Below are 21593 nucleotides of genomic sequence, written 5' to 3'. Positions count from 1 at the left end.
TATGAAAACTTTCAGCTTCTTACTATCAATTATTATTGGATTAAATATTCACATTTCAGGGCAAAGTTTTTCGGATGATTTTTGTTTGTGTGAAAAACAAACCATTAAGTCGGAGATTCTAAATCAAGAACGCACTTTATTTGTTTATCTCCCAACCGATTATAATAAAAATACCACCAAAACATACCCTGTGCATTACATTGCTGATGCGCCGGCAACATCCAACCTTTATTATGATTTAATGCGACTACATGCAATGACCCAAAGTGTGCCCGAAAGCATTGTAATCGGATTATCAAGTGACGGAAGAAACGAAAATTTGATTATTAGTGAAAATGCCGGCAAATATCTTCAATTTATTCAAAATGAAGTGATTTCGTTTGTAGATCAGCATTACAGAACTAAAAACTATAAAGTATTTGCCGGACACTCCGCCGGTGGTCATTTTGCAATGTATACCATGCTTCAAAATCCCGGATTATTCAACGCATACATTGCAGGCAGCCCCGGTCCTGCAAAGCCATTGATTGATTTTGCCAATAATTCAGTAATAGGCTTAAAAACAGAAGATTACAGGTTTCTGCATGCATCGGTGGGTACGGATAATGATACTGATACACTTAGCTTTAGGTCTTTAGAAAAAATAATGAGTGAAAACAAAGCTAAAGATCATGAATATCACTTTAAAATAAATCAAGGTGAGAACCATATTTCCAATATTGCTGTAAATTTCCAGGATGGGTTTCTAAAACTTTATGAAGATTGGAAATTCCAATTGCCTGATAACTTGGATAACCCTATCAGTCAAGTGATTCAAAATCACTACGATGCGATAGAAGAAAAATTTGGCTATAAGCCCAAACCGGGGAAATGGGAAGTAATTTTTCCAACGATGGATAAACTTGCCAAAAACGGTGATTTTAAAAATGCCATTGATATTTTGAAATATTGCATCGAGCTATACCCTGAATCAGACCAGGCATATGCTTTTTTAGCAAAGGCGCATTTTGACACCGGCAAAATGGAACTGGGGAAAAAATATCTTGAAAAAGCACTGGCAATCAACCCGGAGAATAGATTTGCCCGGAGAATAAAAGCGATGTTAGAAAACCGGTAATAATAATCAAAGCATTTTTTGTTTGCCATAGCTAAAAAAAAAAAAACACAATTTTCTGTAAGAAAATCTTACTGAAACATACTTTTTAAACAGTGCAACTATTGTAATTATTCACAAATTTAAACTGTTTGAAATTATGAGAAATTTTAAGTTAATTCCACTGCTGTTATTAATTGGCATTGCCCATTTTAGCACAACTGCACAGGAAATAATGCATATACAAAGCTTTGACGGAGCAATAATCGAAGGAAGGCTCAACATACCCGGTGATAATTTTAAAAATAAAATTGTTATTGATGTGCCGGGCAGTGGCCCTTTTACCTATGAGACAAAGCGTAAGATCGGCAGGAAAGTATTTAACTACCATGACTATTTTGCAGACGAATTCGCCAATCGGGGAATTGCATATTTTAGCTATAGCACACGATATACCAAACCCGATAGCACTCCGCCCCACTTTGACAGGGTAAACAAGGAGAAGTTCTACAATTATACGCCTACAATAAAAATTAAGGACCTTGAAGCGATTATTCAGTTTTTACGCAAAGACAAACGCCTCGCAAAATGTGAGTTCATCCTGCTTGGCTGGAGTTCTGGGTCAATTATAGCCAGTGAGGTAGCCAATCGTAAAATTGTACCGGTAGATGCACTTTTTTTGGCCGGCGCACCGTCTGACGATGTCTATTCAACAATATTATGGCAGCACAGCGGTAAATCTTCCATGATCAATATGCGCAGATTCTTTGATTCAGACCAGGATGGAATTATACAACCGGAAGAATATGAAAACGGGCATCCCAGAGCCAAAGCACGTATGGGAGGGGCCAAATTTGAGCAATTGGATATGAACCACGACTCCGTTTTAACGGCTGAAGATTTTCGTATAAAGCTCAAGCCCCGGCTTCAAAAAATAAGATCGGCAATTGAAGAAAAAAATAGCGATTGGATATGGAACAACTTCTTTCGGGTGGGTGTGCCATGGATTTTGGAACATCGCGAGTTGGAACCAAACAAGACCCGGCTGCTCAACCTGGATATTCCAGTACATATTTTTCACGGATCGGATGATGCCAACGCCCCGGTTGAGGGTATATTAGCACTAGAAAAAAAAGCAAAAGATTTAAAGAAAAGCAACTTACATTTTTATATCTTTCAGCAAAGCAACCATAGTCTCGATTTCCCGGTATGGGTGCTGAGTGGCACTATTCCGCAAGGACTCAAAACACTGTTCAACCAGGCAGAGAAACTGTAGTCGCAATGGTATGTAATAAGCAAGGATAAAAACAAATCCATATGAGCAATAATTCAGATTCTAAAGCTTTGAAGATAAAATTTCTTGAGATATTATCAGACTACCAGGGTATTTTGCATAAGGTCAGTTTAATTTACTTTAAAAATAGAACAGAGCGAGAAGACAATTTTCAGGAAATCGTCTATCAACTTTGGAAGTCCTATCCAAAACTGAAAAAAGAAAAAAGTATTGGTTCCTGGATATATGCCGTATCTATCAATACATCAATTTCAAGACTTAAGAAAAAATCACGGGTTGAATACAATGAAAAAGTACCGGAATTGGCTGATCAATCCAATATTGAAGATGAAATTTCCAACAATGAAGCTTTTCAGCTTTTACTGAATGGCATCTATAATCTGGATGAAGTATCGAAGTCAATTATGCTGCTTTATTTAGAAGAAAAAACTTACGATGAAATATCGGAAATCATCGGCATTTCAAAGTCTAATGTGGGTGTCCGTATCAACAGGGCTAAAGAATTGTTAAAAAGAAATTTAAAACATTCGCATCATGAGCACAGATGAAAATATAGCGCTACAAAAAATATGGAAAAATGTGGATAGTGCAGTCAATCAAAAAAGTAAAGATGAGTTGAATTTATTGCTTATCTCAAAAGCTAAACAGGCTTTATATAAGTTTGTGGTTATTAATGCAATTGCAATTTTTGTTTGTATTGCAATGATCGTGTGGTTGATTATTACCTCAATTAACCGGCAGCATGATTTTTTACTTTTAATCAATAACGCAATGCTTGGAGCAGTTGTTTTAGTGTCACTATACTTTGGATTGTCTATTTGGTATAAACTCAAAAATATTAAAAGCGACACATCTTTAAAGGCATGGTTAGAAATAAGAATCGACATATTATCAAAATGGTTAACCGGGAGGTTTCAGAAAGTCGAGTACTATTTATTTCCCTTATTATACCTTTTAACATTTTTATCCATCCATGTTTATTATTCAGGATTAGGTTTTAGGGAATTATTGAAGTCGGAGAAATTTTTAACCGAGGATGTTTGGGGCATACTTATTTTTACTCCTATAATTCTGGTATTAGGCTTTCGCTTTATGATAAAAACCCGGAAATATTACCTACAAAAACTTGACTTTTTGAGGGATTTGTACGGACGTCTTGGTAATTTGGATTAACCAAAATAAAATACTTTTCTACTCAAAAAGACCGATTACCAAAAACAAACCCGATGAATTAATATATGATTCATCAACAAAATTTGAAGATATAATAAAAGTATTAACGATTGTAAAAGAGAGAGCTGAAAAGGAAGTAGGCTTAAGAGATTAATATAATCGTCTATAATAAAATTTATAGAACAATAAAAAACCTGTTATTATGATAACAAAAAAAGAAAACGCGAAAAGCAGACAATTTAAGGGGGTGTCTTTTGAGGTTTTGGCTGTCGGACAAAAAACGATGATTTCCAAAATGCTTTATAAAGTTGGCGATAAGGTACCCTTACATTCACATCCTAATGAGCAAAGTGGATATATTATTTCTGGGAAATATAGGATCAGGTATCAAAACAATGATGCAGTTCTTATTCCAGGTGATAGTTATTCAATACCCGAAAATATAGAACATTCAATGGAGGTAATTGAAGCGGGAGAAGTAATCGATACTTTTTCTCCTCCGAGACAAGATTATTTACTTTGAACATAACCAATATTTGGGGTCATTGTATAGAAAAAGACAGCAAGAAAAGTAACGCAACAGATAAATAAATGAAAATGAAAAAAGCTATAATCATCGGAGCATCTTCCGGAATAGGTAAAGGTCTTGCTAAGCTGCTCGCTGACAAAGGTTTTAAATTGGGACTAACAGGCAGACGGAAAGAATTGCTTGATAATATAAAATCAGAAAATCCTGAATCCTATATAAATAAAGCATTTGACATTAAAGACATCAATGCAACGTTAAAGAATCTGGAAGAACTCGTTACTGAACTTGGCGGACTTGATTTACTCATTTGCAGTGCAGGAACAGGAGACCATAATGAAAAATTAGAATTTGAAATTGAAAAAAGGACGATAGACACGAATGTTGTCGGATTCACTTTTATTGCTGACTGGGCTTTTCACTATTTTGAAAACCAAAAATACGGGCATTTTGTAGCAATAAGTTCAGTCGGTGGACTTCGGGGTAGCAGGCATGCTCCTTCATACAATGCAACAAAAGCATATCAGATTAATTACTTGGAAGGGTTGCGTCAAAAAGCAGTGAAACTGAAACAACCAATTGCTGTGACCGATATCAGGCCCGGATTTGTGGATAGCGAAATGGCAAAAGGAGATGGGTTGTTTTGGGTGATGCCTGTTGAAAAAGTGGTTAGACAAATTTATAAAGCGATTAAAAGCAAAAAAAAGGTTGCCTGTGTTACAAAACGCTGGCGACTAATTGCGGCAATATTAAAGCGATTACCGAACATAATTTATGATAAAATGTAAAGATCAGCATTCAATTTGACACAGTTAATAAACTGATAAAACATGATAAATAAAGCTCTGATAGCACCATGTGGAATGAATTGCGGAATATGCCTGGCATTTCTTCGGGACAAAAACCGCTGCTATGGATGCAGAGAAGACAGCAACCACAAACCAGCACATTGTAAGAAATGTGTCATAATAAATTGTGAATTGTTAGCCAACACAGATTCAAATTTTTGTTACGACTGTGAAAAGTATCCATGCAGAAGATTGAAGCAACTGGATGAAAGGTACAGGAGAAAATACAATATGAGTATGATTGAAAATCTTGAATCAATAAGAGATATCGGGTTAGAACAATTTGGGGAAAAAGAAACCAAACGCTGGACTTGTCCGAATTGTGGAGCAACCCGCTGTGTTCACAGAGATTTTTGTTTAAATTGCAAAGCGCCAGTAAATTACTGAAGTTTCGCACCTAACAAGCCGCTAACTTTAAGTCAAATAATTCTCGACTCTGTGTTTTTTTCCTACACTGTCGGCGATGTATACCTCGCTAATTCTAATTTAACGCACCATCGCGGCGATAATTCCATTTCTAACATTTTTGCTACCATAATACCAGGCCTAACGGCCTTGGCTTATAAGGACTACAATCAATACAGGAGCTTTGCTTTGACTTAAAATAAGTCCGTAGGGCTGAAATTATGGTAGAATGATTGATTAAAATGGAATATCGCCGCGACGTAACGCAAAATATCAGTATTAAAGGATTTATCGACGACATTGTAACAGTGGAAATAGAGTTGATTTGCGTATTATTCTTATTCCACTTATTAATAAATGCGAATGGATATTCCGGACTAAGCTGACCCCACCTTCAGAATCCGGGGTTTAGTATTCTTTGTAATGAAAAAAACATGACATTCCGGCGGATGCTGACCCCTTTGTTCTTAAAATTTAAACGGAATTTCCCTTTTTTTCGGCGCGTGTTTGTAATCGTTTTTCACGCTTTTTGCTAAAATACAATCGTTTTTCATGTATCTTTGTTATGTAACATATTGTATATTAATCTTCCATTTTTACGGGAAGGTTGGCGCTGGATGTTTTCCAATGCTCATCGTATATAGATTTATATTGGATATGGATTAATACACTGTCCATTATTTTTTCCATTTCTCTACGCGTTGAGTCATTTCTGGGCAGTTTTTTTTGGACCATGCTGATTTTGGAATCTTCTTTAATAACCATTCCCTCTCGGATATTTGTAAAGGTGTAGGGTCCTTTTAGCTTTTGAAGCCCTAAAAAGTTGATTAGGTCCATGGGATATAATGAATCTTTATACTCAATTTGGATTTTTTCAATAAATGCCGGACCCAAGCCCCTGTTGAATATATTTACAGAATATTCTTTACTATTGTTTATATCCCATATTTCCAAATAGGGCATAACGGTAGCGTATTGATGTTCACGGATTAATTTTGTTTGATAGACAAATGTAAATAGTGTTCCAATGCTGATAATAAATGCAATTCCACTTACAATACGATTAACGTTAACCGCTTTTAATTTTCCTTTCATTATGGTAGATTTTTTTACTGCCTGCAAATATAGATTATTAAAATTATGAGTGGTTCAACACATCCATTATTTTTTGTGGCCGAAATGCCGGAGTTATAATCACAGTTCGGTACCCATCAATATGTTTTTTTTAGGTTGAGAATATATTTAGAATCGTAAAAAAAACGAAATTCTTGAATTTTATTACTACGCACAGAGAAAATCAAGAGTTTTCTTAGATACACTACATACGAGATACTGACCATTAAAACCAAAATTATAAACATATGAACCCGTAAGCATATCGTAATTTGTAATTTTTATACTTGCGGATTTTGGGAGCCAGGTTATTTGTAATCGTTTTTCACGCTATTGCTAAAATATAATGATTTTTCATGAAAAATAATCATTTTTCCCGTATATTTGCTATAATCATTTTTCACAAGTTCACATGGAATCTAATCACTTTTCACAGGAAATAACTGTTTTTCACGGAAGAGTTGCACCGGAAAAAGCAAGACTTGTAGGTTATGGTGCTGTTATTGAGGCATTGGGTCTAACTATGCCAATGCCTGAGAGCCTGGCTTTAGTAAGCTATAAAAACCGACAATACAAGAATAAACACTGGCAGGTTTTTACTTTCCGTCATTTGCCCGATGACAATTTATATAGTCAACTTATTTTTGCCATCAAATATGAAGGCATTAATCTACTATTTTTTAAGAAATTGTTTCAACAATTATCCAAAGCTGATATTACCCAAATAATATCCAGTGAAGCAACCGGTCAATATAGCCGGAAAATATGGTTTCTATACGAATGGCTGATGCAGGATATGTTGGATATTGCTGATATAAAAAAAGGAAACTATGTATCCTTATTAAATGAGAACCTACAATATTCAGTAAAAGGTACTCACTCGAAACGCCATCGCATCATTAATAACCTTCCGGGCTCACCGGATTTTTGTCCGTTAGTGTTTAAAACAGAAAAATTGGAAAATTATATTAAATCACAGTTATCCGAACAACAGGATAAACGACTAAAATCTGTTCATAAGGAATTATTACAGCGAGCATCTGCCTTTTTGTTACTAAAAGACTCAAAAGCATCTTTTACCATTGAGGGAGAAATCCCAAAAAGCAAACGTGCAGCTCGTTGGGGAAGTGCAATAGGGCAGGCGGGCTCAAATCCTTTAACCAAAGAAGAACTTCTGCGGTTACAACAATTAGTGATTGAAAGTACTCGTTTCGTTAAAATGGGTTTTCGCAGGGAAGGTGGTTTTGTAGGTGAGCATGACCGCTCTACTGGTGAACCTTTGCCCGTACATATCTCTGCAAAATGGCAGGATCTGGAACAATTAATCTCTGGTCTTGTTAAAACCAGTCAACACCTCGAAGAATCTGATATTGATCCAGTAATAGCAGCCACAAAAATTGCATTTGGCTTTGTATTCATCCACCCTTTTCAGGATGGTAATGGCCGGATTCATCGTTACCTGATACACCATATACTGGCAAGAAAAAGATTTACAAGCCAAGGCCTCATTTTTCCTGTTTCGGCTTCTATTTTAAATCATATCAATGATTATCGTAGCGTACTTCAGCAATATTCACAACCTTTGCTTGACTTTATTGACTGGAAAACTACTCCTGACAACAATGTAAAGACATTAAATAATACCATTGACTATTACCGATATTTTGATGCCACACCCCAGGCAGAGTTTCTTTATGATTGTGTACATGATACAATTCACAACATCATTCCACAAGAGGTGAAATACCTCGAGCAATATGACCAGTTTAAAAGGTTCCTGGATGAAGAATTTGAAATGCCGGATAAAACAGTGGCGCTTTTAGTTCTTTTTCTGCAACAAAATAATGGCAATTTATCGAAAAGAGCAGGTGAAAAGGAATTCTCCGAATTATCCAGGGCAGAGATCGAAAAAATAGAAAACCAATTTTCAGAAATTTTTTCTGAATAATTCCGGTATGCCATATCCTCCCGGGCTTTGATTTATTTTTTGTAGGTTGAGGGTATATTTAGAATCGTAAAAAAACGAAATTCTTGAATTTTATTACTACGCACAGTGAAAATCAAGAGTTTTCTTTAGATGCACTACCTACGAGGTTATCACAACTCAAAGTCATACTTCACCTTTGATCCGTACATGACAAATGAGCTGTAAAACTGGGTGATATTTTCTATTGTAGAAAACTTATTGGTGATAAAATCATGAAAATCATCCATATCGTCGCAAAAAACCTTCAGCAAAAAATCGGAGCTGCCGGAAATATAATAACATTCCATTACCTCATCAAGCTTCTCTATTTTCTGTTCAAAGGATTCTACGGCCTCTTTGGCATGGTCGCGCAATGACACTGATATATAGACCATCAGCTTTTTATCGAATTTCTTTGGATCAAGCAAGGTAACATATTGCTTAATATAGCCCCCTTTTTCCAGTTTCTTAATACGCTCATGAATTGGTGTAGTAGAAAGGTGTAGTTTTTCAGACAATTCACGAATGGTGATGCGGCTATTTACCTGCAATTCATTTAAAAGCTTGCGGTCAATTTCATCTATGGGCTTCATAAGTCAGGTATATTTTCTTTAAAACAAAATGATTAATCGATCAAATATAAAAATTTTCCAGCAAAAAGAAAAATATTTAAACTATTTCCCAAGATTAAAGGAATAGATAGAACTTTCGTATGTTTTTAGTATATTGCAAAGCAAAATAATCTAAAACAACACGAAATGATTCCAATTACCGATAAAGTAACCAACGAAAAAGCACTCGAAAACGCGGTACAGCGTTTCAAAGAACGTAATATTATTCTCCCGACTTTTGAACAGCAGCGTCATCCGGAGCTGATTCCAGATAAAATTAAAGACCAACTAAAAAACGTAGGTTTATGGGAAATAAATCCACTGAACCTTTTCAGAATTACCTGGAAAAACGAACCCAAAGAAACAGGCGGGTTATTTGGAGATGTAAACTACATGGAGCTGCCGCCTGAAATTACAGGTGTAAAAGCAAAAATTGTATTACTCATCGGTAAATGGTTTCCTACCGGTGCACACAAAGTAGGTGCAGCTTATGGCTGTCTGGCACCCCGCATCACCACAGGAGAATATGACCCCTCTTACCACAAAGCGGTTTGGCCTTCTACAGGCAACTATTGCAGAGGCGGTGCTTTTGATTCTAAACTGATGGGAAGTGAATCAGTAGCTATCCTGCCAGAAGAAATGAGCCAGGAACGTTTTTCATGGTTACGCGATGAAATTGGCTCTGAGGTTATTGCTACACCCGGCTGCGAATCAAACGTAAAAGAGATTTATGACAAATGCTGGGAAATTCGTCGCACGCGCCCTGATTGCATGATCTTTAACCAATTTGAAGAATTTGGTAATGCCGTTTGGCACTACCATACAACAGGAAAAGCCATTGAAGAAGTTTACAGTGCTGTAAAACCACAAAATGGCCGCCTCGCAGCTTATGTGTCAGCTACCGGATCAGCCGGAACCATAGCAGCCGGCGATTACTTACGCAAGAATGCACCGCACCTCAAAGTAGTAGCTTCAGAAGCACTGCAGTGCCCAACCTTGCTCAGAAATGGTTTTGGCGGACACCGCATCGAAGGCATTGGCGATAAACACGTACCCTGGATTCATAACGTAAAAAACACCGATATGGTCACAGCCATTGACGATGAAGATTGTATGCGTATTTTAAGGCTGTTCAACGAGCCGGAAGGGCTGAAATACCTCAAAGATCAGGGAATAGACGAAGAAATAATAAAAGACCTGCACCTTATTGGTATTTCTGGCATAGGAAACCTGCTGTCCGCCATTAAAACAGCCAAATATTATGAAATGACCGAAGAAGATGTAATAGTTACAGTAGCAACCGATTCGGCCGACATGTATCGCTCCCGCCTTGATGAGCAAAAAGAAAGCAAAGGAAAATACAGCGAAATTGAAGCTGCTAAAGATTTTGAGAAATGTATCATGGGTACTACTGTCGATCACATGAAAGAGTTTGGTTATTACGACCGTAAAAACATCCATAATCTGAAATATTTCACATGGATCGAGCAACAAGCAAAAGAACTAGACGACTTGAACCAGTTGTGGGACGATCGCACCATATGGGATAAAATATTCAACCAGGTACATCGCTGGGATGAATTAATAAACGAATTTAATGATCGCACAGGGCTGTTAAAATAACATATGCCCAATGATGAGGAATTTATTACAGTATAACTAATAATAAAAGTTGCTTCAGGACATTAAAATTTGTCCCAAAGCAACTTTTTGCTTTTTCGATTATTCACTAAATTGCAATATGACTGATAAACCGAAGTTTCAATATCAATGCACAGATTGCGGCGCCACCTACAATCCATTCGACGTCCAATATATGTGCCCGTCCTGTAATGCAAAAAATACAGCCGACGAGCCCCCGAAAGGCGTACTGAAAACCATCTATGATTACAACACTCTAAAAAAGCAATCATTTGAAGCGCTTGCCAAACATGGCTTTATAGATATTTTACCCATAAAAAAAACAGCAAGCCTGCCCAATCTAACAATTGGACAAACACCACTTTACGAAATCAATAATTTGGATGGCGAAGCACTGGAGGGCACGCTATTTTTAAAAGACGATGCCCAGAACCCCACATTTTCTTATAAGGACAGGGCATCGGCAGTAGTTTCTGCCTATGCAAAAGAAAACGGCATCAACACCATTGTAACGGCTTCCACGGGTAACGCCGGTTCTTCACTGGCCGGCATTTGCGCTGCCCAGGGCCAAAGAGGCATTATTATGGTGCCGGCAGCCGCACCCGCAGCCAAACTCACACAAATTGTGATGTACGGAGCTACTTTAATACCCGTCGATGGCACTTACGATGATGCCTTCGACCTAAGTATAAAAGCTACCGAAACATTGGGCTGGTATAACCGCAATACGGCTTTTAACCCATTGACCATTGAAGGAAAAAAAACAGTGGCATTTGAACTTTACGAACAACTAGGGCGTCAGACACCCGATCGCGTTTTTGTGCCCGTAGGTGATGGTGTAATTATTTCCGGTGTGTTTAAAGGTTTCGAAGACCTGTTAAAATTAGATTTAATCGAAAAAATGCCAACCATCGTAGCCGTACAATCAACTGGCAGCGATAATATTGCACGTAATTTTACCAACGATGATTTTGAAGTCAAACAAAGCCAAACAATTGCCGACTCCATTTCAGTTGACATACCGCGTAATTATCATATGGCAAAAAAATTCTTGAAAACATACAACGGAGAAGTGCTGGCCATCGAAGACCAGGATATTCTTGAAGCATCACGCAAGCTGGCCGGAAACACCGGACTATTTGCCGAGCCGGCTGCAGCTGCCGCATTTGGAGGCTTTCTTCACTATAAAAAACACCACAAACTGGAATCAGAATCAAAAAATGTAGTTTTACTTACAGGCAGTGGTCTCAAAGACCTGAAAGCAGTAAAAGAAATGGTTCAAATACCTGAACCTATCCAACCCAATATCGACAATCTGAAAAAATATTTATCATGATCAAATACATGCTTAACGGGAAGCCAACAAGTTACAATGGCGATGACGCACAATCGCTGCTCTCGCATCTGCGTAACGATTTAAATATTACATCCCTGAAAGATGGGTGCTCGGGACAAGGCACTTGCGGGGCCTGCACCGTTGAAATAAACGGCAAAGCCCGGCTGGCATGCCGCACAAAAATGCAAAACCTGCAAGATGCAGAAGTAAACACCATCGAAGGATTACCAGAACATTTCAAATCAGTCATCAGTAAATCATTTGCTGAGCGCGGTGCAGTGCAGTGCGGATTTTGCTCCCCCGGCATGATTATGCGGGCAAGAAGCCTGTACAATACAAATACGAACCCTTCACGCGATGAAATATTCAAAGCCATATCTCCCAATATTTGTCGCTGCACAGGTTATGTGAAAATTGTAGATGCTATTGAAGAAGCATTTGCCATTTTACGGGGCGAAGAACCCAGGAAACATGAAAAATCAGCCACCATAGGCGGACGATACCCAAAATACCAGTCAGAAGAGACAGCCCTCGGGTTCCGTGATTTTGTAGATGATATGCGTTTTGAAGGTATGCTTCACGGTGCGCTGAAATTCAGTGACCATCCGCGAGCCCGCATTATTAAAATAGATACCTCAGAGGCGGAAAAACTACCCGGAGTTGAGCGGGTATTTACAGCTAAAGATATTCCCGGTGAACAATTCCAGGGCCTTATTTTTCAGGATTGGCCACTGATGATAGGAGAAAACGAGATCACCCGATACATTGGTGATGTTTTAGCAGGTGTTGTAGCTAAATCGGAAGCTATTGCAAGAACAGCAGTAGAACTAATTAAAATAAATTACGAGGTGCTCGACGCAGTTACAGATATGCATGAAGCTGCAAAACCCGGCAGTCCACAGGTACACGAAGGACGTTCCAATGTTTTGGAAACATGTGCCATCAATTTTGGCGATGTGGATAAAGCCTTCGAAGAGGCTGCTTATACCTCCAGCGGAGTATATGAAACACAACGCATCGAACATGCATTTCTGGAAACAGAAACAGGTATTGCCAAACCGGAGAAAGATGGTATTCGCCTTTACAGTCAGGGCCAGGGAGCCTATGTCGACAGGAAACTAGTAGCAAAAATACTGGGGATTGAAGAAGAAAAAATAATCGCTGTTCAGGTTCAAAATGGCGGTGGTTTTGGTGGAAAAGAAGATCTCACGGTACAAGGGCACGTTTCAATGTATGCTTATTTATTACAAAAGCCGGTTAAGCTGCACCTGACACGTGAAGAATCACTGCGCATGCACCCCAAGCGGCATCCGGTATGGATGAACATAGGCCTGGCCTGCGACAAAAACGGCAAATTCACAGGCGTTAAACTCGATGCTATTGGCGACACGGGGGCATATGCCTCGGTTGGGACAAAAGTAATGGAACGTGTGGTTGGCCATGCTACAGGAGGCTATACTGTGCCTTCAGTAGATATTAAAGCGGTTACGGCCTATACGAATAATATTCCCTGTGGAGCAATGCGTGGATTTGGTGTGCCACAGGTCATTTTTGCCATCGAAAGCTGCATAGACGATATTTGCCAACAAGGAGGATTTGACCGCTGGCAAATACGCTACGACAATGCGCTGGAAGATGGAGCCAAAACAGCAACCGGGCAAAAACTACAAGGTGTTGGTCTCAAAAAAACGCTGGACGCAGTAAAAGATGAATTTCAAAAAGCCCGTTATGCAGGAATTGCCACGGGCATAAAAAACACAGGTGTGGGCAACGGCATGATTGACGATAGTGAGGTTAAAATAGAAATAAAAGCCAAAGACAAAGTAATTGTTCATCACGGTTGGACCGAAATGGGCCAGGGTGTGCATACCATGGCTATTCAGACCTTACACAGCGAAACGGGCATTAACCCGGAACATATTGAAGTTAAAGTAGAAACAGATGCCGGCGTACCCACCGGAATGACCACCTCTTCACGGGCCACAGCATTGGTTGCCAATGCCATAATAGATGCATCAAAGCATATTATCAACGACCTCAAAGGCAATACACTGGAAACGCTGATTGGCAGAACATACAAAGGCAAATACGTTTGCGACTTTACATGCGCACCCGGCGATGATGTGGAAGATCCCAAAATTCATTTTGCATATGGTTACGCCACCCAGGTGGTGATTCTTGATGAAGCTGGAAAGGTCGATAAAGTAATTGCAGCACACGATGCAGGAAAAATAATGAACCGCACACTCTTCGAAGGACAAATTGAAGGCGCCGTGCATATGGGCCTGGGTTATGCACTTTCAGAAGATTTCCCCATGAAAGACGGTTATCCGCTGAGCTATAAATACAATGATATCGGCATTTTGCGAGCAAAAGAGATGCCCAAAGTCGAGGTTATTGGTATAGAAGAAGAAGACCCCATAGGCCCTTATGGCGCCAAGGGTATCGGTGAAATTGGTTTGTGCCCTACGGCCGGTGCCGTGGCCAACGCCTTATGTGCCTTTGATGGTATTCGCCGAACAAAGCTGCCTATGCAACGGAAAAAGTAGATAATTTCACCCGCAGGGATGGCATTAATCTAATCTTCAACTTATAAAACAACTACATATGACTACTTTTTTAAAAAACGCCACATATATAGACTGGGAAACACTGGATTTTAAACAAACCCATATCCAGGTAAACCCCGGTACTAATTCCACTATTGAGTTCATAAACGAAATCGACCCAAAAGCCTACCCCGATGCAGAAATAATTGACTGCACAGGAAAACTGGTTACAAAATCATTTGTAGTAGGGCACCACCATGTTTATTCTGCTCTGGCTAAAGGTATGCCAGCACCCAAAAAGGCACCGGAAAACTTCAGAGAAATATTGCGTTACGTTTGGTGGACCCTGGACAAATCGCTTGACAAAGATACTATTGAAGCAAGTGCCCTGGCTTCAGCCATAGCCTGTGCCAAGAGCGGCTGCACTTTCACCATAGATCACCACGCCTCACCCAATTATATTGACGGTTCGCTCGAAATTATTGCCAAAGCTTTCGAAAAGGTAGGTGTAAGTCATTTGCTGGCCTACGAAATTACAGACCGTGACGGAATGGATAAGGCACAAAAAGGCCTGGAGGAGAATAAACGTCACCTTGAAAAACACCAGGGACTTATAGGTATGCATGCATCATTCACTGTTAGTGATGAAACTATGAAAAAGGCAGCTAACCTCGTGCAGCAAACAAATTCGGGCCTACATATTCACGTGGCAGAAGGCATGTACGACCAAACCCATTGCATGGACAATTATGGCAAACGAGTGGTTGAGCGCCTTAATGAGTATGGTTTCCTGAACAATTCCAAAACATTATTGATTCATGGTCTGCACCTTAGCGACAAGGAACGACAAATTTTTAAATCGGCTCCGGCATGGGTAGTCGAAAATAAAGAAAGCAACCTGAACAACAATGTAGGCCATTTTAATGGTGCAGGCTTGGGCGATAATATTATGCTGGGTACTGACGGAATGCACAGCGATATGCTACAAAGTGCCAGGGCTGCATTTTTCGCCGGACAGGGCGTTGACAATATTGATTTTCCGGGAGCCTACCAACGTTTCCGTAATGCTCATCGCTATTTGGCACAAAACAGCTTTGATGGCGATGGTGAAAACAACCTGGTAATACTAGACTATGATGGTCCAACCGCTCTTACATCAGAAAACTTTTTAGGTCACTTCATTTTTGGATTAAATTCCAATCATGTACAACATGTAATTTCAGATGGAAAATTAATAATCAAAGACAAAAAAATACAAACCATTAATGAAGCAGAGGTGCTTGCATTCACCAAAGCGCAATCACTGAGATTATGGGATGCCATGCAGAAGCAAGGTTAACCGATGCCGGCCTTCCATTATTTTCCCGCATTTTCGACAGCCTTTTTATAAAGCTTTTTTGTCCCCTGTGATTTGTTGCTGTATAAATCCATCAACACTTTTTCGTGCGTGTAGGGTGCGTTGAATGCGGGTTCGTAATCGGTATTGAATGCTTTGATGGCATTACGAATAGCAAAAAACGCCCCGATACCATATAAAAACGGAGGTTCTCCTACGGCTTTGGATTTGAGTATAGCAAGCTCAGCACCTTCTGTTTCCAGAGCCTCGATGTCGACAGATTTCGGTACCGCATAAATATCAGGGATTTTATAAGTGGATAAAGAGTCGCTGGCCAGTTTCCCATTGGGATGGAAGGCCAGTTCTTCCATTGTCATCCAGCCCATTCCCTGCACCAATGCACCTTCGACCTGTCCAAAATCAATGGTGGGATTCATGCTTTTGCCAAAATCGTGCACAATTTGCACCTTGTCGAATTCATAAGTACCCCTGATGCAATCAACAGTAACCTGTGTAATGGCCGTACCATAAACGTGGTATGCAAAAGGATGCCCCTTCTCCTTTGTTTTATCAAAATTTATTTTTGGCGTAGCGTAATGTCCATTTTCAGTTAAACATACGCGTTTCAGAAATGCGGCCTCCACCACTTCATTCCAGTGTACCGCAGTTTTTTCACCGTTCAGGTACACATATTCATTTTTAATATCAACCTCATCAACCTCACTACCAAGCGACTCTGCAGCAGAATGTTTTAACCTGTTAATTAAAACTTCGCAAGCAAGTCTGGTGGCATGTCCGTTAAGGTCGGCCCCTGTGCTGGCAGCTGTTGGCGATGTATTGGCTACGCGTGTGGTATTGGTCGATTCAACTTTAATTTTATCGCTGTCAATGGATAGCACACCAGCAGCAACCTGAATTATTTTTGTATTCACGCCCTGCCCCATTTCAATGGCTCCGGTGCTAATTCCCACGCTCCCGTCCTGGTAAATATGTACAAGCGAGCGTGCCTGGTTCATTGGTGTTTTGGTAAATGAAATACCGAAACAAACCGGCATGATGGATACACCGCGTTTCTTATCAATGTGTTTTTGGTTATAATCTGCGGCCTCTTTTTCTATGCGGGTAAAATCATATTGATTCAGTGCCTGCTCGAAAGTAGCCTTATTGTTTACATTTTCGGCAATCTGACCATATTGGAATGCCTGCCCATCCTGAATAAAATTGACTTTTTGTATTTCATAAGCCGGAATATTCAATTCGTCGGCAGCATGAGCAATGGCCGATTCTATTGTAAAAACACCCTGGGGTGCTCCAAATCCGCGAAATGCCGTATTGGGAGGCAAATTGGTTTTACAGCTGTGTACTGTGACATGGGTGTTGGGAATAAAATAACTGTTTGTACTATGGAAAAGTGTTCGTTCCATGATTGCCGGCGAAAGATCAGAAGCTGCTCCTCCATTCTGATATAAAGTGGTTTGGTAAGCTACAATTTTGAGATCTTTCGATAAACCTATTTTATAATCGGCGCTGTAGGGATGCCGTTTACCTGTCATTTGCATATCATCGGGCCTGTCAAGGGTAATCTTTACAGGCTTTTTCATAACATAAGCAGCCAGAGCTACCATTGTGGCAAAGCCACTGGCCTGGTCTTCCTTACCCCCAAATGCTCCTCCTAATCTGGCTACATCAACTTCAATGCGGTGCATGGGCAACCCGAGAACTTTTGCAGCGGTTTTCTGCACAGCCGTAGGCCCCTGTGTGGAAGAATGAATCTTGATGCTGCCATTATCCGTTGGATAGGCATAGGAACCTTGTGTTTCGATGTACAAGTGCTCCTGACCACCAATATCTGCCCGGCCCTCAAACACATATTCACATCCGTCCCAGGCTTCATCTACAGCACCCATCTGAAAAGTTCGCGAAGGAAACAGCAAATCTCCACGCTTATAGGCTTCGCGAGGGTCGGTTACCACTTCAGATTCTTCTACATCGAGCTTAATTAGCGCTTTTGCCTTGCGTGCGGTAAAAGTATCTTTGGCCACTATGAGTGCAATAGGCTGGCCATAAAAGTGCAATTCTTCCTCTGCAAATAATGGCTCATCTTGAATAATGCCGCCAATTTGGTTCTCCCCGGTAATATCTTTGCTGGTTATAATTCTGGCAACACCCGGTAATTTCTCTGCTGCGGAATAATCTATATTTTTAATTTTGCCATGTCCTACCGGCGCACCAAATACTACAGCCTGATAAGTCCCTTTTTGTACAGGAATATCATCAAGGTAAACTGATTTACCGGTCACGTGTCCTATAGAATCTACATTTTTCATTGTGGTCCTTTTTTTATCTGCTCAATAGCTGACTGGATTGTATAAACTGAACGTGTTTTTTATTGTAAACCTGATTAACCCAGGAACTTTTCTTTTGCCACCTGTTCAGGAAATAATTCCATGAAATGTGCAAATAATATTTGTTTTAGGAGTAATCGTTTATAATCGCTGGTGCCACGCACATCGCTAATGGGCGAAATTTCAGTTTGCATTATTTCATTGGCCTTTTGAATGACCCCAGGGCTAAGCTTTTGCCCTGTCAAGTATTCGCTTGTTTTGTTCAAAAACAATGGAATAGCTTTTACTCCACCTGCAGAAATGCTGCATTCCTTAATTAAATCATCTTCAGTAATTATTTTCATTGCCGAAGTTACACTGGCAATATCGAGGTGCGTTCGTTTACTTACTTTTTCGTAGTTAACAAATAAAGATTTCACAGGTTTTTCAAACACAATAGCTTCAATATACTCACCCTCCTTTATGGCCGTTTTTTTATAGTCAAGAAAAAAATCTTTGAGTGCTAACTCACGCTTGTGCTTTGTATCGTTTAAAACAATCTTTGAATTAAGTGCAAGGAAAAATATAGAAAGATCGCCAATGGGTGAAGCATTCATAATATTACCTGCAACCGTTGCCGTATTGCGAATGGGTTCAGATGAAATAAGTTTAAAATGCTTCTTTATTTCAGGAAAAAAAAGCTGCATTTGATCATTCGATGCAATATCGTTGGCTGTGCATGCTGCCCCAATAGTTACACGGTTACCCTCAACCGATATTTTCTTAAGATCTTCTTTCAAATAAAAATGGTTTAATGACGATTCCGCCATTTTATCGTGCTTTTGCACCATAAGGTCGGTTCCACCGCCCATAATCATATGCTCGTTATTGAACTCGATTTTTGGAGAATCAATTTCCTGCAACCACCCGGGTATTTTTAAAAAATAATCTGGCAAATAATTCTGTTCAACTAACCATTTTACCGGTTGTTCGAGGTTTTTATTTTGCATCGCCTCAGCAATAGCTTCTGCTGCACGCTCTATGGACTTATAACCTGTACACCGGCATATGTTTCCACTTACTGCATCTATGGCTCCTTTGGTATTTACTTTTTCATGCGACATGGCATGTCCGGTAAACGACATAATGAAGCCCGGTGTGCAAAATCCACACTGTGTGGCAGCATTGTCAACCATAGCTTGCTGTATGGGAGACAATTTTTTCATGTTAATACCTTCCAAAGTAACAATATGTTTACCATGCGCATTACCAAGTGGTGTAAGGCATGAAACAATACTTTTATAATTTACCTGTCCATCTTTTAAAGTACCCTCCAACAGGGTACAAGCACCGCAATCGCCCTCGCGGCAACCAATCTTTGTACCCGGCAGGGAGGCATCATCCCTGATAAAATCAAGCAATGCAGTGCCCTGAGGTTTATCAGTGTGAATTATTTCGTCGTTAAGAATAAATGTGATCATGAAACGAATCTAATAAAAAATTTGGGAATTCTATACTTTCCGGCGCATTGTTCGATATGCTTTATCAGTTTTAAAAAAAGAACCCGCAACGGATAGAGAAGTTCAACCAGATCAAAATGTATTAATTACCTGTTAGCATGAAGATTTTTGAAAATTGAATGAACAAATTCCGCTGTTTTACTTTCGGATACATCAAGAACGGTGGATGAATCAAGGCCATATTTACTCATCACTGGTTGCAAAATATTTTTACGTACAACAATAGTTTTTGTGACTTCTTTTTTTTTGGCAAGCTCTTGCATGCCGCAGTGCCAACCTTCACCCTTGAGCTCCATCGGCCCCACTTCATCGATCATTGTAACGGTATTCCTTTTATCCGGCACAGCACATAAAATCTCATTGCCCCGCTTTAATGCTGTAGGATTGAAATAAAATCGTTTGAATTTGTGCCAATTTGCTTTGAATTCGGTAATTGCAAGTTCAATATGGTTGTTGGCTTGTATATCGTAGAGTTGAAAACTGTTTCGCTCACTATTGACAAATTTGCCCGGACACAAAAAACCATAAACCGAAATTCCACGTTTTTGTAATTCGTGCAAGACATTAAAAGCAAATGTGGTTTTGCCCTCGTGCACCTCACCCGTGATTATAAAATGCTTATTTTCGTTGCTTCTCAATGGATTCAAATAAATTTTGGGACTGACTCAGCACTTGATTAACAATAAGTTTTCGCTTTTTGAATAAATTGACAGGTTTGGGCAAACTATCGATGATTGCCGGCAGCGTGGCAAAGGAAAACGAAAGGGTTTGATGCAGATTATAGAAACCTTTTCGACTTAACAGATTTTTTATCGCTGGATTGCGCAATTCGACACCCACAGCGGCAAAACCGAATATAATGATGATGGCTCTGTAGTTCATCTCAAGCCCCACGGCAAGTCCCTTTAATGAAAAATAATTCCCCGTGGCAGCCCACTCCCACAAAAAAGCAGCTACTAGCGTAATTACAAGAAATTGTATCCAAATGGTGGGTTTCTGCAGGTATTTGGTTGAATGCCGATAGCGGTAAATACAAAAACCTATAAACAATAACCCTAGTCCGCCGGCTTGCCAATACAATTGGGCATTTACAAAATACAGATTGAGCACAATTACTGCCAGTACGACAAAAAGCAACACCAACGAAAACGGTTGATTCGGATCGACCTGGAGTCTGTTGGCCTGGGATGATTGCTTTGATATATGGGAATCTATATTTTTTACGGAAGACACATAACGCTTTCCGCTTAAATAACCACTATAGCCTGCCAGGGCTCCAACAAGCATGTACATCAGTGCAACGCCTACAATTAAATATACAGAAGCAAACATGCTGATACCCGATATTTTAATCAGATACTGGTAAAGTGATTCGGCCAGCTCAATAAGATCGAGGCCATACATCAGCAATAAAAAAAGTATTTTTTGAGTTAGTGACCATAATACTGCGAGCGCTCCTGAAATAAGATAACCCATTAAATTTCTACCTAGAATAAATACGGCAATCTCAATTATAAAAGCTTCCATAAATATCCCCACCATGGGTCCGATAATAATGGCACTGGGTGAGATTGACTTCATCAGCGCGCAGATAATACCGGCTTTGAGCACAACGCCTCTTTCTTTCCATACCTGCATAAAACTAATGAGCAGAAACACACTTGCCGCTGAAAGCATTGTTCCGGCAAAGGGTACGCGTAAATTATGCAAGAAACTACCTGCGATAATTTCAAAAGCAGCCCACGTGCTCCCTATAATTCCGGCTTTTAACCAGTCTGTATTGATATTTTTTGCAACTTCTGACATGAAATTTATAAACTACAAAGATAAAAAAAAGATGCCACAGTATTAATCACGG

At 39.6% G+C, this 21593-nt stretch carries 18 protein-coding genes; 12 read left to right on the top strand and 6 right to left on the bottom strand.

From position 1 onward, the window contains the following. Window position 1: 1 nt before the first annotated feature. The 7 genes from ACTB0Y_RS11840 to ACTB0Y_RS11810 all read left to right on the top strand — a co-directional run bounded on the left by ACTB0Y_RS11840 (window position 2) and on the right by ACTB0Y_RS11810 (window position 5321). Window positions 2–1117 carry an alpha/beta hydrolase-fold protein gene (locus ACTB0Y_RS11840; RefSeq protein ID WP_463207032.1) on the top strand — a complete coding sequence of 372 codons (1116 nt, stop codon included), beginning with the start codon at window positions 2–4 and terminating at the stop codon, window positions 1115–1117. 136 nt (window positions 1118–1253) lie between these two features. After that, a complete protein-coding gene (locus ACTB0Y_RS11835; protein ID WP_463207031.1) occupies window positions 1254–2369 on the top strand; it encodes an alpha/beta fold hydrolase in 1116 nt (371 codons plus the stop codon). Window positions 2370–2410: 41 nt separating this feature from the next. Beyond that, entirely contained in the window at window positions 2411–2935 is a 525-nt protein-coding gene (locus tag ACTB0Y_RS11830; RefSeq protein WP_463207030.1) for an RNA polymerase sigma factor, read from the top strand. Beyond that, window positions 2922–3560, top strand: coding sequence for a hypothetical protein (locus ACTB0Y_RS11825; protein WP_463207029.1), 639 nt, complete (start codon window positions 2922–2924; stop codon window positions 3558–3560). The genes ACTB0Y_RS11830 and ACTB0Y_RS11825 overlap by 14 nt, the downstream gene beginning before the upstream one ends. Window positions 3561–3762: 202 nt before the next feature. Then, window positions 3763–4083, top strand: a complete 321-nt coding sequence (locus ACTB0Y_RS11820) for a cupin domain-containing protein (protein ID WP_463207028.1) — start codon at window positions 3763–3765, stop codon at window positions 4081–4083. 74 nt (window positions 4084–4157) lie between these two features. Then, complete coding sequence (locus ACTB0Y_RS11815) at window positions 4158–4874, top strand: SDR family NAD(P)-dependent oxidoreductase (RefSeq protein WP_463207027.1); 717 nt, start codon at window positions 4158–4160, stop codon at window positions 4872–4874. A 42-nt stretch (window positions 4875–4916) separates the two neighbouring features. Then, window positions 4917–5321: a DUF3795 domain-containing protein gene (locus ACTB0Y_RS11810; RefSeq protein ID WP_463207026.1), complete on the top strand. Its 405-nt coding sequence runs from the start codon at window positions 4917–4919 to the stop codon at window positions 5319–5321. Window positions 5322–5921: 600 nt separating this feature from the next. On the opposite strand, the gene ACTB0Y_RS11805 is transcribed toward ACTB0Y_RS11810, so the two are convergent. Continuing rightward, window positions 5922–6434, bottom strand: coding sequence for a hypothetical protein (locus ACTB0Y_RS11805; RefSeq protein WP_463207025.1), 513 nt, complete (start codon window positions 6432–6434; stop codon window positions 5922–5924). Between the two features lie 430 nt (window positions 6435–6864). Here ACTB0Y_RS11805 and ACTB0Y_RS11800 point away from each other — a divergent pair, with 430 nt between their 5' ends. Then, window positions 6865–8400, top strand: a complete 1536-nt coding sequence (locus ACTB0Y_RS11800; RefSeq protein ID WP_463207024.1) for a Fic family protein — start codon at window positions 6865–6867, stop codon at window positions 8398–8400. 149 nt (window positions 8401–8549) lie between these two features. Here ACTB0Y_RS11800 and ACTB0Y_RS11795 read toward each other — a convergent pair whose 3' ends face one another. Continuing rightward, the gene (locus ACTB0Y_RS11795; RefSeq protein WP_463207023.1) at window positions 8550–9011 is read right to left on the bottom strand and encodes an Lrp/AsnC family transcriptional regulator; all 462 of its coding nucleotides are present in this window, start codon (window positions 9009–9011) and stop codon (window positions 8550–8552) included. Window positions 9012–9176: 165 nt separating this feature from the next. On the opposite strand from ACTB0Y_RS11795, the gene ACTB0Y_RS11790 reads away from it, so the two are divergent. The 4 genes from ACTB0Y_RS11790 to ACTB0Y_RS11775 all read left to right on the top strand — a co-directional run bounded on the left by ACTB0Y_RS11790 (window position 9177) and on the right by ACTB0Y_RS11775 (window position 15894). Then, a complete protein-coding gene (locus ACTB0Y_RS11790) occupies window positions 9177–10652 on the top strand; it encodes a pyridoxal-phosphate dependent enzyme (protein WP_463207022.1) in 1476 nt (491 codons plus the stop codon). Window positions 10653–10770: 118 nt separating this feature from the next. Beyond that, window positions 10771–12006 carry a threonine synthase gene (thrC, locus tag ACTB0Y_RS11785; protein ID WP_463207021.1) on the top strand — a complete coding sequence of 412 codons (1236 nt, stop codon included), beginning with the start codon at window positions 10771–10773 and terminating at the stop codon, window positions 12004–12006. Further along, complete coding sequence (xdh, locus tag ACTB0Y_RS11780; protein ID WP_463207020.1) at window positions 12003–14555, top strand: selenium-dependent xanthine dehydrogenase; 2553 nt, start codon at window positions 12003–12005, stop codon at window positions 14553–14555. The genes thrC and xdh overlap by 4 nt, the downstream gene beginning before the upstream one ends. 58 nt (window positions 14556–14613) lie before the next feature. After that, entirely contained in the window at window positions 14614–15894 is a 1281-nt protein-coding gene (locus ACTB0Y_RS11775; RefSeq protein ID WP_463207019.1) for an amidohydrolase family protein, read from the top strand. A 17-nt stretch (window positions 15895–15911) separates the two neighbouring features. Here ACTB0Y_RS11775 and ACTB0Y_RS11770 read toward each other — a convergent pair whose 3' ends face one another. The 4 genes from ACTB0Y_RS11770 to ACTB0Y_RS11755 all read right to left on the bottom strand — a co-directional run bounded on the left by ACTB0Y_RS11770 (window position 15912) and on the right by ACTB0Y_RS11755 (window position 21541). After that, window positions 15912–18218 carry a xanthine dehydrogenase molybdopterin binding subunit gene (locus ACTB0Y_RS11770; RefSeq protein WP_463207018.1) on the bottom strand — a complete coding sequence of 769 codons (2307 nt, stop codon included), beginning with the start codon at window positions 18216–18218 and terminating at the stop codon, window positions 15912–15914. A 74-nt stretch (window positions 18219–18292) separates the two neighbouring features. After that, on the bottom strand, window positions 18293–19696 hold the full coding sequence (locus tag ACTB0Y_RS11765; protein ID WP_463207017.1) for an FAD binding domain-containing protein: 1404 nt from the start codon (window positions 19694–19696) through the stop codon (window positions 18293–18295). A 125-nt stretch (window positions 19697–19821) separates the two neighbouring features. Next, complete coding sequence (locus tag ACTB0Y_RS11760; RefSeq protein ID WP_463207016.1) at window positions 19822–20373, bottom strand: nucleoside-triphosphatase; 552 nt, start codon at window positions 20371–20373, stop codon at window positions 19822–19824. Further along, on the bottom strand, window positions 20354–21541 hold the full coding sequence (locus ACTB0Y_RS11755; RefSeq protein WP_463207015.1) for a hypothetical protein: 1188 nt from the start codon (window positions 21539–21541) through the stop codon (window positions 20354–20356). Before ACTB0Y_RS11755 ends, ACTB0Y_RS11760 begins: the two co-directional genes overlap by 20 nt. Window positions 21542–21593 lie beyond the last annotated feature (52 nt).

This window comes from Salinivirga sp. (assembly GCF_055145285.1).
Note: the sequence above shows the minus strand (reverse complement) of the source record. Positions and strands in the feature narration are given on the sequence as shown.

What these genes read in the sequence shown, in the direction of transcription:
- ACTB0Y_RS11840 (WP_463207032.1), top strand. Translation starts at nt 2, where the DNA reads ATGAAAACTTTCAGCTTCTTACTATCAATTATTATTGGATTAAATATT.
- ACTB0Y_RS11835 (WP_463207031.1), top strand. Translation starts at nt 1,254, where the DNA reads ATGAGAAATTTTAAGTTAATTCCACTGCTGTTATTAATTGGCATTGCC.
- ACTB0Y_RS11830 (WP_463207030.1), top strand. Translation starts at nt 2,411, where the DNA reads ATGAGCAATAATTCAGATTCTAAAGCTTTGAAGATAAAATTTCTTGAG.
- ACTB0Y_RS11825 (WP_463207029.1), top strand. Translation starts at nt 2,922, where the DNA reads ATGAGCACAGATGAAAATATAGCGCTACAAAAAATATGGAAAAATGTG.
- ACTB0Y_RS11820 (WP_463207028.1), top strand. Translation starts at nt 3,763, where the DNA reads ATGATAACAAAAAAAGAAAACGCGAAAAGCAGACAATTTAAGGGGGTG.
- ACTB0Y_RS11815 (WP_463207027.1), top strand. Translation starts at nt 4,158, where the DNA reads ATGAAAAAAGCTATAATCATCGGAGCATCTTCCGGAATAGGTAAAGGT.
- ACTB0Y_RS11810 (WP_463207026.1), top strand. Translation starts at nt 4,917, where the DNA reads ATGATAAATAAAGCTCTGATAGCACCATGTGGAATGAATTGCGGAATA.
- ACTB0Y_RS11805 (WP_463207025.1), bottom strand. Translation starts at nt 6,434, where the DNA reads ATGAAAGGAAAATTAAAAGCGGTTAACGTTAATCGTATTGTAAGTGGA.
- ACTB0Y_RS11800 (WP_463207024.1), top strand. Translation starts at nt 6,865, where the DNA reads ATGGAATCTAATCACTTTTCACAGGAAATAACTGTTTTTCACGGAAGA.
- ACTB0Y_RS11795 (WP_463207023.1), bottom strand. Translation starts at nt 9,011, where the DNA reads ATGAAGCCCATAGATGAAATTGACCGCAAGCTTTTAAATGAATTGCAG.
- ACTB0Y_RS11790 (WP_463207022.1), top strand. Translation starts at nt 9,177, where the DNA reads ATGATTCCAATTACCGATAAAGTAACCAACGAAAAAGCACTCGAAAAC.
- thrC (WP_463207021.1), top strand. Translation starts at nt 10,771, where the DNA reads ATGACTGATAAACCGAAGTTTCAATATCAATGCACAGATTGCGGCGCC.
- xdh (WP_463207020.1), top strand. Translation starts at nt 12,003, where the DNA reads ATGATCAAATACATGCTTAACGGGAAGCCAACAAGTTACAATGGCGAT.
- ACTB0Y_RS11775 (WP_463207019.1), top strand. Translation starts at nt 14,614, where the DNA reads ATGACTACTTTTTTAAAAAACGCCACATATATAGACTGGGAAACACTG.
- ACTB0Y_RS11770 (WP_463207018.1), bottom strand. Translation starts at nt 18,218, where the DNA reads ATGAAAAATGTAGATTCTATAGGACACGTGACCGGTAAATCAGTTTAC.
- ACTB0Y_RS11765 (WP_463207017.1), bottom strand. Translation starts at nt 19,696, where the DNA reads ATGATCACATTTATTCTTAACGACGAAATAATTCACACTGATAAACCT.
- ACTB0Y_RS11755 (WP_463207015.1), bottom strand. Translation starts at nt 21,541, where the DNA reads ATGTCAGAAGTTGCAAAAAATATCAATACAGACTGGTTAAAAGCCGGA.